The organism is Streptomyces sp. NPDC059524, assembly GCF_042749255.1.
Classification (GTDB): Bacteria; Actinomycetota; Actinomycetes; order Streptomycetales; family Streptomycetaceae; genus Streptomyces; species Streptomyces xanthii.
The window spans coordinates 18,212-32,911 of the sequence record NZ_JBHYTK010000005.1; the positions used below are offsets into that span (position 1 = coordinate 18,212).

General features: G+C 71.5%; 15 protein-coding genes. 6 read left to right on the plus strand and 9 right to left on the minus strand.

All coding sequences use genetic code 11. The features are described 5' to 3' along the window. From ACFW9D_RS02135 to ACFW9D_RS02160, 6 genes are all read right to left on the minus strand, one after another. On the minus strand, nucleotides 1-836 hold an 836-nt coding region (locus tag ACFW9D_RS02135), incomplete at its 3' end, for an ABC transporter ATP-binding protein (RefSeq protein ID WP_384616768.1). Beyond that, nucleotides 833-2,671: a dipeptide/oligopeptide/nickel ABC transporter permease/ATP-binding protein gene (locus ACFW9D_RS02140; protein ID WP_384616769.1), complete on the minus strand. Its 1,839-nt coding sequence runs from the start codon at nucleotides 2,669-2,671 to the stop codon at nucleotides 833-835. The genes ACFW9D_RS02135 and ACFW9D_RS02140, both read right to left, overlap by 4 nt. Beyond that, nucleotides 2,668-3,672: an ABC transporter permease gene (locus ACFW9D_RS02145; protein ID WP_384616771.1), complete on the minus strand. Its 1,005-nt coding sequence runs from the start codon at nucleotides 3,670-3,672 to the stop codon at nucleotides 2,668-2,670. Before ACFW9D_RS02145 ends, ACFW9D_RS02140 begins: the two co-directional genes overlap by 4 nt. Nucleotides 3,673-3,790: 118 nt before the next feature. Beyond that, nucleotides 3,791-5,359 (minus strand): ABC transporter substrate-binding protein, encoded by a 1,569-nt coding sequence (locus tag ACFW9D_RS02150; RefSeq protein WP_384616773.1) that lies wholly within the window; start codon nucleotides 5,357-5,359, stop codon nucleotides 3,791-3,793. A gap of 239 nt (nucleotides 5,360-5,598) precedes the next feature. Further along, the gene (locus tag ACFW9D_RS02155; protein ID WP_384616774.1) at nucleotides 5,599-6,993 is read right to left on the minus strand and encodes an amidase; all 1,395 of its coding nucleotides are present in this window, start codon (nucleotides 6,991-6,993) and stop codon (nucleotides 5,599-5,601) included. Between the two features lie 8 nt (nucleotides 6,994-7,001). Continuing rightward, nucleotides 7,002-7,982, minus strand: a complete 981-nt coding sequence (locus tag ACFW9D_RS02160) for a collagen-like protein (protein WP_384616776.1) — start codon at nucleotides 7,980-7,982, stop codon at nucleotides 7,002-7,004. A gap of 120 nt (nucleotides 7,983-8,102) precedes the next feature. Here ACFW9D_RS02160 and ACFW9D_RS02165 point away from each other — a divergent pair, with 120 nt between their 5' ends. The 5 genes from ACFW9D_RS02165 to ACFW9D_RS02185 all read left to right on the plus strand — a co-directional run bounded on the left by ACFW9D_RS02165 (nucleotide 8,103) and on the right by ACFW9D_RS02185 (nucleotide 11,993). After that, nucleotides 8,103-8,690, plus strand: a complete 588-nt coding sequence (locus ACFW9D_RS02165) for a TetR/AcrR family transcriptional regulator (RefSeq protein WP_384616778.1) — start codon at nucleotides 8,103-8,105, stop codon at nucleotides 8,688-8,690. A 58-nt stretch (nucleotides 8,691-8,748) separates the two neighbouring features. Further along, nucleotides 8,749-9,915: a GDSL-type esterase/lipase family protein gene (locus tag ACFW9D_RS02170; protein WP_384616780.1), complete on the plus strand. Its 1,167-nt coding sequence runs from the start codon at nucleotides 8,749-8,751 to the stop codon at nucleotides 9,913-9,915. Nucleotides 9,916-9,972: 57 nt separating this feature from the next. Beyond that, entirely contained in the window at nucleotides 9,973-10,818 is an 846-nt protein-coding gene (locus tag ACFW9D_RS02175; protein ID WP_384616917.1) for a hypothetical protein, read from the plus strand. Nucleotides 10,819-10,886: 68 nt separating this feature from the next. Next, nucleotides 10,887-11,489, plus strand: coding sequence for an Imm21 family immunity protein (locus ACFW9D_RS02180; protein ID WP_384616782.1), 603 nt, complete (start codon nucleotides 10,887-10,889; stop codon nucleotides 11,487-11,489). A gap of 42 nt (nucleotides 11,490-11,531) precedes the next feature. After that, the gene (locus tag ACFW9D_RS02185; RefSeq protein WP_384616784.1) at nucleotides 11,532-11,993 is read left to right on the plus strand and encodes a nuclear transport factor 2 family protein; all 462 of its coding nucleotides are present in this window, start codon (nucleotides 11,532-11,534) and stop codon (nucleotides 11,991-11,993) included. A gap of 24 nt (nucleotides 11,994-12,017) precedes the next feature. On the opposite strand, the gene ACFW9D_RS02190 is transcribed toward ACFW9D_RS02185, so the two are convergent. The 3 genes from ACFW9D_RS02190 to ACFW9D_RS02200 form a co-directional block, all read right to left on the minus strand. Continuing rightward, on the minus strand, nucleotides 12,018-12,530 hold the full coding sequence (locus tag ACFW9D_RS02190) for an AAA family ATPase (RefSeq protein WP_384616786.1): 513 nt from the start codon (nucleotides 12,528-12,530) through the stop codon (nucleotides 12,018-12,020). A gap of 40 nt (nucleotides 12,531-12,570) precedes the next feature. After that, the gene (locus ACFW9D_RS02195; RefSeq protein ID WP_384616919.1) at nucleotides 12,571-12,771 is read right to left on the minus strand and encodes a DUF2191 domain-containing protein; all 201 of its coding nucleotides are present in this window, start codon (nucleotides 12,769-12,771) and stop codon (nucleotides 12,571-12,573) included. A 66-nt stretch (nucleotides 12,772-12,837) separates the two neighbouring features. After that, entirely contained in the window at nucleotides 12,838-13,743 is a 906-nt protein-coding gene (locus ACFW9D_RS02200; RefSeq protein WP_384616788.1) for a LysR family transcriptional regulator, read from the minus strand. Nucleotides 13,744-13,801: 58 nt separating this feature from the next. On the opposite strand from ACFW9D_RS02200, the gene ACFW9D_RS02205 reads away from it, so the two are divergent. Beyond that, nucleotides 13,802-14,611, plus strand: coding sequence for an NAD(P)-dependent oxidoreductase (locus ACFW9D_RS02205; RefSeq protein ID WP_384616790.1), 810 nt, complete (start codon nucleotides 13,802-13,804; stop codon nucleotides 14,609-14,611). The last annotated feature ends 89 nt before the right edge of the window (nucleotides 14,612-14,700 follow it).

Sequence of the window (14,700 nt, forward strand, 5' to 3'; positions counted from 1 at the left end):
CTCCCGCCCCCCCCCCCCGCGGCCCCCCCCCGCGCCCTCCACCCCCCCCCCCCCCCCCCTCGGTCAAACCCCCGCGCGCGCCCCCTTTCCCCTGTGCTCGGGACGCTGTCGAGCAGCCGTCTCGTGTACGCGTGTTGCGGGTTCGTGAACAGGGTGTCGCGGGGCGCCGCTTCGACCAGGGTTCCGTGGCGCAGCACGGCCACTTCGTCGCAGACGTGCCGGACCACGGCCAGGTCGTGGGAGATGAACAGCATCGTCAGGTCGAGTTCGGCGCGCAGTTCGCGCAGGACGCCGAGCACTTCGGCCTGGACGGAGGTGTCCAGTGCGGAGGTGATCTCGTCCGCGACGATCAGGGCCGGCCGGACCGCCAACGCCCTTGCTATGGCGATGCGTTGGCGCTGTCCGCCGGAGAACGCCCGGGGGTGGCGTGCGGCGGCCTCGCCGTCCAGGGCCACGCGGTTGAGGAGCGCCTCGATGTCCGCCCGGTGCTTCTTCCTGTCGGCGCGGCGCGGGTCGAGGGCTTCGGCGAGGGTCTCGCCGACGGTCATCCGCGGGTTCAGGGAGGCGTACGGGTCCTGTGGGATCAGCTGGACGCGGCGGCGTTCGGCGACGGTGCGCCGGGTGTGGGTGATGTCCACGCCGTCCAGCAGGATGCGGCCGGCGGCGGGCCTGACGAGACCGACGACGGCTTTCGCGAGGGTCGACTTCCCGGAGCCCGACTCGCCGACGAGGCCGACGGTCCGGCCCGCGGGCACGGTGAGGCCGACCTGCCGGAGCACGCGGTGGCGTCCGAACGTGACGTCCAGGTCCTGGATCCGCAGTAGTGGCTCGGTCATCCGACCTGCTCCTTGTCCCAGGTGAGTGCGTGACAGGCGGCTGCCCCGGTGGTGCCGGTGGGTGTCAGAAGGGGCTCTTCGTCGCTGCATTGCCGGCGGGCGCGGGGGCAGCGCGGGGCGAAGGCGCAGCCGGTGGGGCGGTCGGCGGGGTGCGGGGGCCGGCCTGGCAGGGAGGCGAGGGGTTCGTCGACGGCGGAGTGGAGGGTGGGCGTGGCGGCGAGCAGTGCCTGCGTGTACGGGTGGTCGGCGTCGCCGGCGCGGAGCCGCTCGACGGTCAGGGCCTCGACGATGCGGCCCGCATACATGACGAGGACCCGGTCGCAGACGGCGGAGATGACGCCGACGTCGTGGGAGATCAGCAGGATGGTCGTGCCGTCGTTCTCGTTTGCCTCGCGGAGCAGGCCGAGGACCTCAGCCTGCACGGTGACGTCGAGCGCGGTGGTGGGCTCGTCGGCGATGAGGAGTTTCGGCGAGGTGAGCAGCGCCGAGGCGATCATGGCGCGCTGGCGCATGCCGCCGGACAGTTCGTGGGCGTACTGCTTGAGCCGTTGTTCGGGGAGTGTCACGCGGGCCGCGGCGAGTCGTTCGGCGGCCTGGCGGGCGGCGGCCCTGCGGGGTGTGCGGCCGTGGACACGCAGGGCTTCGGTGAGCTGTCCGCCGAGTCTGAGCGTGGGGTTGAACGAGGCCGACGGGTCCTGGTGGACGATGCCGATCTCGGTGGCCAGGCGTGCGGCCGGTGGCCGGCCGGTGAGGTCGAGGTCGCCGACCCTGAGGGTGCCGGCCACCGCGGTGAGGTCGTCGGGCAGGAGGCGGGCCAGGGCCATCGCGGTCAGACTCTTGCCGGAGCCCGATTCGCCGACCAGGCCGAGGACTTCGCCCGGCTCGACGGTGAACGAGATGTCGTCGACGAGGCGGGTGCCGTCCGGCAGGACGACGCTGAGGTGGTCGGCCACGGCGAGTGCGTCACTGGGTGGCGGTGCGCTGGTGACCGCCTCGATCGTGGCGCGGTAGCCGCGCTTTCGGCCGGCCGACGGGTTGATCGCGGCGGCCAGTCCGTCGCCGGTCAGTCCGCCGGCGAGTCCCGCGAGAATGATGACGAGGGAGGGACCGAGCGCGGGCCACGGGTTGAGGTAGATGCCTTCGAGGCCCTTGTTGAGCACCGATCCCCAGTCGTAGTCCGGCGCCTGCACGCCGACCCCGAGGAACGACAGCCCCGACAGTGCCTTCAGGGAGACGGTGAAGGCGACGGCGAGGAGCACGAGCAGCGGCTCGGCGATGTTCGGCAGGATGTGGCGGCGCAGCAGCCGGGCCGGGGACACGCCGAGCAGCCGTGCGGTGGAGACGAAGTCCCGTCCCGCGATGGACGCGGCGAGGTTGGTGGTGAGGCGGGCGAACGCGGGGCAGGTCGCCAGGCCGATCGCGACGACGGAGGTGACGGCGCCGGGGCCGAGGATCGCGACCAGGGCGAGGGCGAAGATGACGCTGGGATAGGAGATCAGTACGTCGATGAGGCGCTGCCCGAGTGTCCGTACGCGCGGGCCGGCCACCCAGATGGCCGCGCCGAAGCCGATGCCGCCCAGCGCGGCGATGGCGGTGGTCGCCAGGCACATGAGCAGGGTGAGCCGGGTGGCGACCATGGTGCGCGCGAAGATGTCCCGGCCGAGCGCGTCGGTGCCGAACCAGTGCGCGGCGGAGGCCGGCAGATGGGTCTGGTCGGTGAGGGTGCCGGCGCGGTCGCCCCAGACCGCGGGGGCGACGGCGGCGAGGACCACGAAGAGGGCGAGTCCGGCGAGGCCGAGGGTCAGCACAGGTGATCTGCGCAGCTTCTTCATCATGCGTCGCCCGCCTTTCCGCGGAGGCTGCGGGGGTCGAGGAGGCCGAGGACGACGTCCACGAGGAGGTTGAGGAGGGTGGCCAGGACACCGAGCACGAGGACGACGCCCTGGATCACCGGGTAGTCGCGTTTGACGAGGGCGTCGAGCACTCCGGTGCCGAGGCCGGGCCAGGCGAAGACGAACTCGACGATGACCGCGCCGCCGAGCAGCCCGGTGAGGATCAGGCCGCCGAGCGTGAGGGTGCTGGTCATCAGGTTGGGCAGGGCATGGCGTGCGTAGAGCCGCAGCGCGCTGAGGCGGCGGCCGCGGGCGGTGCGCATGTACTCCATGGCCAGGACGGTCGCGGTCTCGCGGCGGACGACGCGCGCCAGGGTGCAGATGGGCGCGATGGTCAGGGCGAGGACCGGCAGGATCATCGCGTCGAGGGTGGCGGCGCCGGACGGCGGCAGCATCTTGAGCTTGATCGCGAAGAGCATGATGAGCAGGGTGGCGAGCACGAACTCGGGGACGGAGCCCAGGATCGAGGTCACCGAGGTGAACGCGGTGTCCAGGGTCCTGCGGCGGTCGCCCCAGCAGGCCACGGCGACGGCCATGCCCAGGGGGATGCTGACGGCGAGGGCGATCACGACCGCGAGCAGGGCGATCTCTGCGGTGAAGGGAAGCCGGTCGGTGATGAGGCCGGAGACCGGCAGCCCGCTGGAGAAGGACGTGCCGAGATCGCCGTGCAGCAGGCCGCTCGCGTAGTGCAGGAACTGGGTGAGCAGCGGCTGGTCCAGCCCTTGCGCGTGCCGGATCTGTTCGATCCGGGCCGGGCCGGCGTCGGGTCCGGCCATGACCTGGGCGGGGTCGCCCGGGATGAGCTGGACGATGAGGAACGTGCCGACGACCAGCGTGACGAGCACACCCGCGAGGCCGGCGAGACGGCCGAGCAGGAACCGCGGCCACGGGGAGCCGGCGGGCTTCGGCGTGGCCGCGTTCGGGGATGCGGTGGGAGTCTCCACGACTCTCCTCACTTGGGGCGGAGAACCGGCCGGGGCGGCGGGGCCCCGGCCGGGGCGGGTGCTACGGCCTGGGTGCTGCGGCTTGGGGGCTGCGGCCTGGGGGGCTACGGCTTGGGGGTCACGGGGCGACGACGCGCACGGTCTCCGGGGCGAGCAGGCCGTCGGGGGCGGCGATGGAGATGCGGGCGGCGGTGGTGTAGTTGAGGTTCACGGTCGCCATCGGCACCACGTCGAAGCCGGTGAGCAGCGCCTTCTGCGCCTTGTCCCAGGCGGCGCACTTGGCCGACTGGTCGGTGGTTGCCATCGCCGCGCCGAAGCCCTGCTCGAAGTCCTTGTTGTGGGTGCCGGGGAAGTTGCGGCCTCCGTCGGCCGGGCCGGGGCCGGCGAAGAGGCTGGCCGGGGTGGTCAGCAGGTTGGTGAGGTTGAGGTTGGGCAGGACGGTGAGGTCCCAGTCGCCCTTGTTGCTGATGACGTCGTTGCCCCAGGTGGCGCTGTCGGCGTTGCGCAGGGACACCTCGGCGCCCGCGGCCTTGAGCGCGGCCTGGACGTACTCGTTGCCGGATCCGGACGCGACGGCGTTGGTGCCGACGAGCTTGATCTTCATGCCCTTGAGTACGTCCTTGGCGGCGGCCGGGTCCGGCTTCGCGAGCAGGGACTCGTCCTTGTTGGCGCACGGCACACTCGCGTCGGTGATGCTGCTCATCAGAGTTCCGCTGCCGCGGGTGACGGCCCGGTTGAACGCCTTGCGGTCGAGGGTCCGGGCGACTGCCTCGCGGACCTTCGCGTCGGCGCCCGGGTGGCCCTTGCGCTCGTTGAACACGACCATCATCCGGACGATGGGCGCGGGCGTGATCGTGAACTTGTCGTTCTTCACGAACCTCGCGACATCCGGGCCGGTGAAGGCCGCGTAGTCGAGGGTGCCGGCGGCGAGGTTGTTCGCCATCGTGGCTTCGGACTGGATGACGGGCATCTCCACGACGTCCGGGACCGTGCCCTCGGGCATGTTCTTGTACGTCGCCCAGCCCGTGTATCCCTTGACCGCACTCAGTGTGTACCGGGCTCCGGGCTCGGCGGACTCGATGTAGTACGCGCCGGTGCCCGCGCCCTTCTTCCCGGACTTGAGCAGCTCCGGCTTGTCGAGGGCGGCCGGGCAGACGATGCCGGCCTGGGGCAGGGCCAGGCCGTAGAGCAGGTCGGACCAGGGCTTGTCGAGTTTCACGGAAACGGTGCCGGTCGCGTCGTCGCCGGTGGCGGTGACCTTGGCGCCGGGGCCGAAGACCTGGCTCGCGGCGGTCGACTTGGTCGCCGGGTCGGCGAACCGGGTCAGGACCTTCGCGACGCCGGACGCGGTGACCTTGGTGCCGTCGGTGCACTTGGCGTCCGGGCGGAGCGTGAACTCGGCCGACTTCGCGTCGGCCTTCCACCGGGAGGCGAGGCCGGGAATGATCTTTCCCTTGTCGTCGCGGCGGACCAGCTGGTCGTCGAGCATGCGGGCGAAGACGAAGTCGGCGGCGACGGTCCCCAGTTGGGGGTCCAGGCTGGTCGGGTCGGAGGACGTGGCGATGGAGACCTTGACCTTCTTGCCGCCGTCCTTGCCGCCGGTTTCGTCGCCCGATGTGGTGCAGCCCGTCGCGGCGAGGCCGAGTGCGAGGGTGCAGACGCCGAGGGTGAGTGGAACACGTGCCATGGGGTGCCTCCTGGATAGTGCGCCTGCGCGGGTGCGCGACCACGGGGTGTGCGGGTACGTGCTGTCGGTATTGCGGTGCTCCGACAAGGCGGTGATGCGGTGAAGCGGTGAAGCAGTAATGGGGTGAAGCGGTCATGCGGTGCCTGGGCTCTTCGGCGCTTGGGCGCTTGGGCGCTTCGGCGCTTCGGTGCTTCGGTGCTTCCGTGCTTCCGTGCTTTCGGGATCGATCGAGGCGTGGTTCAGAGAGGGGGTCTGCGTCCGGCCCAGGGCTTGGCCGCCTCCAACTGGGCGCACAGGGCGAGGAGTTCCGCGTCCTCCCCCAGACGGCCGGTGAGCATGACGCCGATCGGCAGCCCCTGGGCGGACCAGTGCAGCGGCAGACTCGCCGACGGCTGACCGGTCACGTTCTGCGCGGCGGCGTACGGCGAAGCCATGAATTGCCGCCTCAGGTCGGTCGCCGGGCCGAGTTCCTTGAACCACTCCGGGCGTTGCGGAGGCAGCGCCAGGGTCGGACTCAGGACCGCGTCGAACCGGTGCGCGTCGACCATCGCCCGGGTGGCGCGCAGCTGGATGTCCTGCAGTGCGCCGAGGAACCGCTCGGAGCTGACGGTCCGGCCCCGCTCCCGCCAGTACCGGGTGAGCGGAAGCAGCAGGTCCTCGTCCGTGACCGGCACACGCAGGGAGCGTACGGACCACACGTCCTGGAACTCCTCGACCATCGCGGGCCCGAACGGCGGATCGATATCCTCGACCTCGTGCCCGAGGGCGACCAGGAGCTCGGTGGCCTGCTCGTAGGCGGCGACGACGTCCGGGTGGACGTGGAGCTCGTCGCTGCCGGGGTGATGGAACCGGCCGATGCGCAGCGGTGCGGGCTCCCGTGCGGACCGCTCGAGGAAGCTGTCGCCGTCGGGCAGCGGCGGCGCCCAGAACAGGTCGCCGGGCTGAGGTCCCGCCATCGCGTCGAGCAGGGCCGCCGCGTCGGCGACCGTGCGCGTCAGCGGGCCCTGGCACAGCTGGATGACCGGGTCCGGCGCGAGGGGGCCGTTGCTGATCCGGCCCCGGGACGGCTTGAAGCCGAAGACCCCGCACACGCTCGCCGGGATGCGGACGGATCCGCCCGCGTCGTTGCCGTGGGCGAAGGGCACCAGGTCGGCGGCGACGGCCGTGCCGGACCCGCCGCTGGATCCGCCGGCGGTGCGGGTGAGGTCCCAGGGTGTGCGCGAGGATCCCGCGTAGGTGTCGGTGTAGGGAGACAAACCGAACTCGGCGGCGTTCAGCTTGCCCAGGCTGATGGTGCCCGCCTCGCGCAACAGCCGGACGACGTGCGCCTCGACGGGCGGTGTGAACCCCTTGAAGGCGGCCGAGCCGAAGGTGGTCGGCATGTCGCTGGTGGCGGTGAGGTCCTTGACGGCGGTGGGAACGCCGAACAGGGGTGGCAGCTCCGCCGCGCCGCGCCGCCCGGTCAGCCGCTTCTCCGCTGCTCGGGCCGCGGCCCGAGCCTGGTCGGCCGCCACGTGGGAGAACGCGCCGACCCGCTGGTCGAGGCGTTCGATCCGGCCCAGGTAGTGCTCGACCAGCTCCACGGGGCTCAGCTCACCGGCCCGGATCGCGGCGGCCTGCTGCAAGGCGCTCATTCGGTGCATCAGAAGGCCCCGTCCGGTATGTCACCCGGGACGTCCGGGTGGCCCGCAGAACCCGGGGAGCCCGGGAAGCCCGGGGAGCCCGGGGAGCCCGGGTAGTCCGGGTAGTCCGGGTAGGACTCCTTGAACACGCCCTGGTGGAGGAGGACTTCGGCGACGGTGGACCCGGTCGACTCACAGGTGACGGTGGTCCGTACCCACGCCGTCTCGGTTCTGCGGGTCTCCCCCAGCGCCACCACCTCGCGCTCCAGCACGTAGGGCTCGTCCACGAACACGGGGCCGGCGAGGAGCTTGATCTGGAGGTCGAGGAAGAGCCCGACGGTGGGCTCGGCCTTGACCAGGCCGGACTCGGCCCAAGTGGACATCGCGAGCACGCTGATCATCTCCAGCGGCACGATCGGCCGGCCCCAGGGGTTGTCCGGGCCGCTGTACCAGGAGCTGGTCTCGGTGATCGTCTCCAGCTTGCGGTTCAGCGTGAACGGATAGAGGTCTCCCATGTGGGTGTCGGGGCCCATCCGGACGCGTTCGGGCCGCGCGCCCCTGCGGCCCGGCTTCCACACTTCGAAGATCACGGGCCGGTGCAGGGGGCGCAGCTCGGCCAGCCGCTCGTCCAGGGCGGTCGGTTCGTCGCCGAGGGTCGCGGTGCCGGACAGGACGCGCGTCCCGTCCTCCTTCGTGGTGTGGATCAGGGCCCGGTCTCCGGTGAAGGCGGCGGTCGCCCGAGTCCGCTCGCCGTCGAGGCAGATGGCCTCGAAGTGGGCGCTGAGACAACCGGAGGAGAACCACCGCTCGCCCCACATCCGGGCCGCCAGAGGGTCGTACTGGCTGAAGTGTGTGGGCCCCTCGACCGCCGCTCCCGCGACGCCCAACCGCTGTGCGGTGGCGGGGTCGTGGATGCCCGCGTGATCCCCGTAGGTCTGGTCGAGCAGCAGGTTGCGCGGGGTCCGGAGCGGGCCCGTGATCTCGAGCGGCGTCGTGAACATGGCCGAATTTCTAGCACGCATCCGTTTCAATACCAACCGGTCGGCATTGACAAAATTCCGTGGCCGGGATGTGCTGTGCTTCGCACGTACCGCCCCTGAGTCACCAGCCGGAGGAGAGCGATGGGCAGGCCGAAGGTTTCCGACCCCGAGGTGCGCAGACGCATCCTCGACGTGGCCCTTGATCTGTTCGCCGCCAAGGGATTCGACGCGACCGGCGTCCAGGAGATCGTGTCCAAGGCGGGCGTGACCAAGGGCGCGCTGTACCACTACTTCGCGTCGAAGGACGAGATCCTCTTCGAGATCTACGGCAGGGTCTTCGGCCGTGAACTGGAGTCCCTGGAACGGATCCTGGCCCAGGGGCACGACCCGGAGCGGACCCTGCGGGAGGTCGTCGTGGACCTGGTGGTCCTCACGGCGGCCGGCGCCAAGGAGTCGGCCGTCTTCGCCAAGGGCGGGCGGTCCGACTCCCCGCACTGGCAGGCACTGGAGGAGCAGTGGCGGCACTACCAGGAGCGTTTTCGCGCCATCGTGCGGGAGGGGCAGCAGGCCGGGTCGTTCGCCTCGCCGGCGTCCCCGGAAGTGGTGTCCTGGTCGGTCTTCGGCTTCACCAACTCGATGCACACGTGGTACCGGCCCGGGGGAAGCAAGTCACCGGCGGAGATCGGCGCCGAGCTCGCCGAGCTGGTCCTCTCGGGGCTGAAGCGTTGAACGGGCAGCGGTGCGGGGGCGTCGACGGGGCAGGCGCCCGAAAGGGGCGGGGTACGCGATGCGTTCGGTTCTGAACCTGGCGCTGGAGTGTGTGACCGGCGCCGTCGAGACCGCGGCCGACGGCACGGGCGTGGCCTTCCACCGGGTCCCGGCCGCCGCCCGCGCCCAACTGGCGGATCCCACACTGGACTTCATGAGTACGGTGCCGTCGGGTGTGCGCATCGAGGCGCTCACCGACGCGGCGGTCCTGGAGCTCGACGTCGACCTGACGCATCTCGTCGTGCAGGGCATGTCCTCACCCGGCACCGCCGTGGACGTCGTCGTCGACGGGGCCCTGCGGGAGGCCGTGCGCACCACGCGGGAGACGGTCCTGGTCATCGACCTGCGCACCCGTGCCACGCGGACGCATCCGGCCGGCCCCGAGACCCTGCGGCTCGATCTGGGCGAGCCCGGAGTCGAACGCCGGGTCGAGGTGTGGCTGCCCGTCTCCTCGGCGCTGCGGCTGCTCGACGTACGCGTCCCCGCCGGTGCCTCACTGCGGCCCGCACCGGCGGCGGGCCCGCTGTGGGTGCATCACGGCAGTTCCGTCAGCCAGTGCTCCGAAGCGGACCGGCCGACGGGCGCCTGGCCGGCGATCGTGGCCCGCGCCGCCGGTCTGTCCCTCACGAATCTGGGCCTCGGCGGGCACTGCCACCTCGATCAGTTCATGGCGCGCACCATACGGGACCTACCCGCCGCGGCGATCAGCCTGGAACTCGGCATCAACGTCGTCAACCTCGACAGCATGCGTGAACGCGCGTTCCTGTCCGCCTTCCACGGCTTCCTCGACACCCTGCGCGAGGGCCACCCCGACACCCCGGTCCTCGTGATCACCCCGCTCATCTGCCCGGCCGTCGAAGACCGCCCCGGCCCCACCCCGTTCGGCCCCGACCACCTTTTCCATGCCGCCGAACGCCCCGAGCACCTCGCCACGGGCTCCCTCACCCTGCGCCGCATCCGCCACCTCCTGGAACAGGGGGTCGCCCTCCGGCGCCGGGCCGGCGACACCGCGCTCCACCTCCTGCACGGCACGACCCTGTTCGGCCCGGCCGACACCCTCGACCTCCCCGACGGCCTGCACCCCAACCCGGCCGGCTATCGCCGCATGGCCGAACGCTTCCTCCCACTGGCGTTCGGCGAGAACGGGTCACTACGGCAAGCGAGCAGCCGCACCGGTTCCCCGTGAACGTCGGCCTCGCAGGAGTCGCGGTTCACCCACGGCCTCCCGTACGGTCGCTGCGTGATGATCAGAGCGGGCGAGCCCCGCAAGCTCGGTGTGGTCGCCTCCGAGGCACGGCTGGACTTCGGGACGGAACTGCAGGAGCTCGGCGGTGGGCCGCGGCGACGTCTGCTCATGGTCGACGACGAGCCCGCCTTCGAGCTCAGCTTCTACTGCGGCACGTGCCCGCTGCTGTTCCGCCGGCTGGAGGCCGCGCGAGAGAAGCTGTCGCTGGAGAGCATGCAGGAACGACTCACCGGCGCACTGGACGACCCGGGCGACAGCGGTGTGCTCGACGCGTTCGGCGCGCTGCTGCCGGAGGGGGAGTACCTCCCGCTGCTCCTGAGCGTGGAGCCCCGGCTGGTCGTCCCGGGCAAGGACGGTGACTACTTCAGCGGGGAGCAGGTCGCGACATGGGGGATCGACCAGTTCTGGGGTCTGCCCGAGTACCCGCACACGCCCTACTACCGGACCTTCGAGACCGCGGTCGACGCCGACGCCCACCTGTACGAGTTCGTCGTACCGATGGTTCCCCCGACATGGAACGAGAGGCACCGCGTCGAGGAGTACGTGGCATCCATGGAGGCGGGCACGGTTCCCACGGCGGTGACGATCTCGACCCTGGACGTGTGCCGGCCCGCCGTCGACCTGGGCGACGACTACTCCGCGCACTGGGGCCTGACCCACTTCCTCCTGGACGGCCACCACAAGCTGGAGGCGGCTGCCTCCGCCGGGCGGCCGGTGCGGCTCCTCTCCCTGCTGACTCTGGACGAGAGCCTGGCCGAAGCGCAGGAGTGCGCCCGTCTGCCCGAACTACGCGCCCGCCCCCACTCGGTCCGAACAGCCGGACCGCCGCCGGCACAGGGGTGACCACGGCTGGTCGCCTGGCGCCAAGGGGTGACTCAGGAACTGTCAGTGGGCACCGGCACACTGACGGCATGAGTGTCTCCGAGTCCACAGCGATCGACGTGCCCCACGCCACCCGCGCATGGGTGGAGTCGATGGGCGGGCCCTTGATCGTCATTCCCCTCTCCGCGCTGACTGCATGGCGAGGATGCACGGAGAGCGGGGTCATGGCGGGAGACGCCATCGCTCCTGACGACTACGACCGGGCCTGCGCGGTGGACGAACTGGCCGGAGTGATCGCCGTCGGCGAGAGCGGTGCGCAGGCACTGGTCTTGGCGGACGAACCCTCCACCAGCTGCTATCTGCCCGAGCACCGAGCCTTCCTGCGGTGGCTTGCCGCCGGGTCCGAGGCCGGGCTGATGGCCGCGGCGGAGGTTGTCCTCGCGGACCCGGCCACCGAGTGGGAGGACTGCGGCACGTGGACCTCGGACGGCCCGGCCGTGCTGATGGACTCCGCCGAAGCGGGCCCCGACCTGGGCATCGAGTATCCGGGGGGCGGGACGCCCGCGCAGGCGCCGGTCCCGCTGCCGGCCGGCCGCTGGAGGGTCCGGGCCACTCACGCGAAGGCGGACGAGCGGCACTGGGTCGGCCTGATCCAGCTCCTGCCGGCCGCCGAGCCGCAGCGCGACGTCTGATGGCCGCCAGCCAGGTCCCACCGCGCCGCGCATGCTGACGGCATGGCGATGTCATCCACTACGGAGTCCGTGTCAGTGCTCAACAGCATGTACGCGGCTGAGGCCGAGTACCTGAAGGCGGGAGGACCGGGCGAAGCCTCGTTCGATCTGCTCGCGCCCTTCTTCGCGCAGGACGTCGAACTGCACCAGGCGGACGCCCTGCCCTACGGAGGCACGTGGCGCGGCCACGACGGCATGACGCGGTTCTTCCTCGCGATGAAGGAGGTGTGGGAGTCGTTCGACTTGGTGGAGCAGGAGTTCCTTGCCACCGGTGAGACCGCGGTCGTCCTCACACAAGTCCGTGCTCGCGCTCGCGCGACCGGCCGCGAACTCAGCTTTCCCGTCCTGCAGACGATCACGGTCGAGGACGGGCGGATCACGGAGGTCCGTCCCTTCTACTGGGACACGAAGGCCATCGCCGACGCCTGCGCCGGGCCGACACCGACGGACCTTGGCCGACGGTGATCAGGGAAGACCCCGGTCTCCGTGTCAGCGGTCGATCGGCGCCACCTGGTCCAACCCGGTGTCGGACAGGATCCGGTGCACCGTGTCGTCCAGGCCACTGGCGGCGTCGATGACGGTCTCCAGTGCGTCGGGCAGGAGGTCCTTCTCGCGGTACCAGTCGCGCAGATGGGCTTCCGTCACGTGCTTCAGGTACTCGGCGTCGGCCTTCGTCGCGTGACGCGCCACCGTCTCCTCGAAGGGGACGTGAAGGTAGTAGCAGCGCGTGACACCACGGTGGGCCCGGACCAGGTCCTGCAGCATCTGCCCGTAGCGGTCGGCGTACAGGATGCCCTCGACGACGACGTGGAAGCCGCTGTCCAGGGCATAGCGGGCCGTGAGATCGATGAGGCCGATGTTCGCTCCGCCGGGCCGGTCGCGCTCGCGCAGGACGGTCCGGCGGAGGTTGTCCTGTCCGACGATCGCGAGGTTGCGGCCGAACCTCTCGCGCAGGCCGGCGGCGACGGACGACTTCCCCGAGGCGCTGTTGCCACGGAGCACGACCAGGCGTGTTTCCTCGGTGCCTACCACGTCAGGGAGTTCAGCCCTGGGGCTCTTGCGGTTTGACGTCGACCTCGCGCAGAGACTGGTCCTTGAGTTCGGTGCGGGCCTCCGTGCGGTGGCCACGGGCGATGTAGTCCCGCACGATCGCCTCGATCGCGTCCTGAGGTGAGCCGATCCCCGCCAGGACCATGACTTCCACCACGAGTTCGGCGTCGAGACTGATGTTGACCTTGGCCACCGTGCCCCCTGATCGCGTCACCTGCCCGCACTCTAGCCGGGTCGACGGCGCACACCACAGGTGAAATCAGGGAAGTTCGGCCCGGAGTTCGTCGGCTGTCTCCCGGAGCAGGGCCAGGAATGCCGTGGCCGCCGCTGTCGGCGCCCCGGGTGCGGCCGCGCAGATCCGACGGTAGGGCACGTCGTCCGGGTGGATCGTGACGAGTGCGACGTCCGGTCGCACGGACGCCGCCGCGAGCGCCGGGACGAGCGTCACGCCGAGGCCCGCCGCGACCGCGCCCAGCTTGGCGATCCAGTCGTGCGCGAGCAGCCCCGTGCGCGGGCGCAGGCCTGCCGCGACCGCGGGGCGGAAGAGGGTGTCCTCCAGCCGCTCGTTGCCGACGATCCATTCCTCCTCGGCCAGGTCGGCCAGGCGGACGTTCCGTTGTCCCGCGTACGGATGGCCGAGTTCCAGAGCCACCAGCATCGGCTCGTCCAGGAGGTGATGGAGCATCACCCCGGTCGGCGGGGCGGCGTCCGTCGCCGGGCTGACGACCGCCAGGTCCTCCTCCCCGGCCGCGACCAGCCCCAGGTGTTTCACCGACGGGCCTTCCACCCGGGTCACCGTCACCCCCGGATGCCGCTTCCGGAACGCCGCCTGGGCTCGCGGGACGAGCGCGGCGGCCGCACTGGAGAACGCCCCGAGCCGCAGCAGTCCGCCGTCCAGCGTGCGCAGCGCGGTCAGTTCGGCGCGTGCGGCGGCGAGCCGGTCGCGTACCGCCTCGGCGTGCGGCAGCAGCACACGGCCCGCTTCGGTGAGCCGCACCCCGCGCGGCAGCCGCTCGAACAGTTCGGCTCCCCAGTCCTCCTCGAGTGACCGCACCTGGCGGGAGATCGCGGACTGGGTGTAGCCGAGCGACTGGGCGGCGGAGGTGAAGGACCCGGTGCGGGCTACGGCGAGGAACGCCTCGTACAAACCATGCGTGACGAGCATGAGAGCCATGCTAGAGAGTCGCTTGTCGCATGAGTAGGCCGGATCTAGCGTCGACGCCATGGACACCGACACCACCATCACCCCGCACAGGATCGCCTTTCTCGGCCTCGGCTCCATGGGCCTGCCCATGGCCCGCCGCCTCCTCGATGCCGGGCACCCGCTCACCGTCTGGAACCGCACCGCTTCCAAGGCCGCGCCGCTCGTCGAGGCAGGTGCCGTCCTCGCCGCGCACCCCGCCGAGGCCGTCCGGGACGCCGACGTCGTGATCACCATGCTGGCCGACCCGGACGCCGCCCGAGCGGTTGCCGACGAGATGGTCCCGGCCCTGCGTCCGGGCACGCACTGGATCGACACCTCGACCATCGGCCCGGACACCGGCCGGGAACTCGCAGCGCGGCTCCCCGAGGGCGTGACCCTGATCGACGCTCCCGTCATGGGGAGCGTCGACCGGGCCGCCACCGGCGAACTGCTCATCCTCGCGGGCGGAGACACCGCACCGGTCGCGCACGTCCTCGCCCTGCTGGGCACGGTCACCCCGTGCGGCGGCCCCGGCGACGGCGCCGCCCTCAAACTGGTCCTCATCAGCGCGGCGGTCGCGGGCGTCGCCCTCGTCGCCGAGAGCCTCACCCTCGCCGAAGCGCTCGGCCTGCCCCGCGACCTGGCGCTGCGGACGCTCGGCGCGGGCCCCCTCGGCGGTGCGGTCGGCCGGGTGCTCGCCACCGGTTCCCACTTCCCCGTGGCTCTCGCCGCCAAGGATGTGGCCCTGGCCACGACGACCACCGCACTCCCCCTCCTGGAAACGGTCCACCACACCCTGCTCGCCGACCCGTCCCTCCTCACCGAGGACCTGGCCGCGGTCGCCCGCTGAGGAAGGGCCCGCAACGCCTCTGCCGCCCGACAACCACCCCTCCGTACACAGGAGTTCACAGCGCGCCGGACGGCTGCGCCCCCGCATCG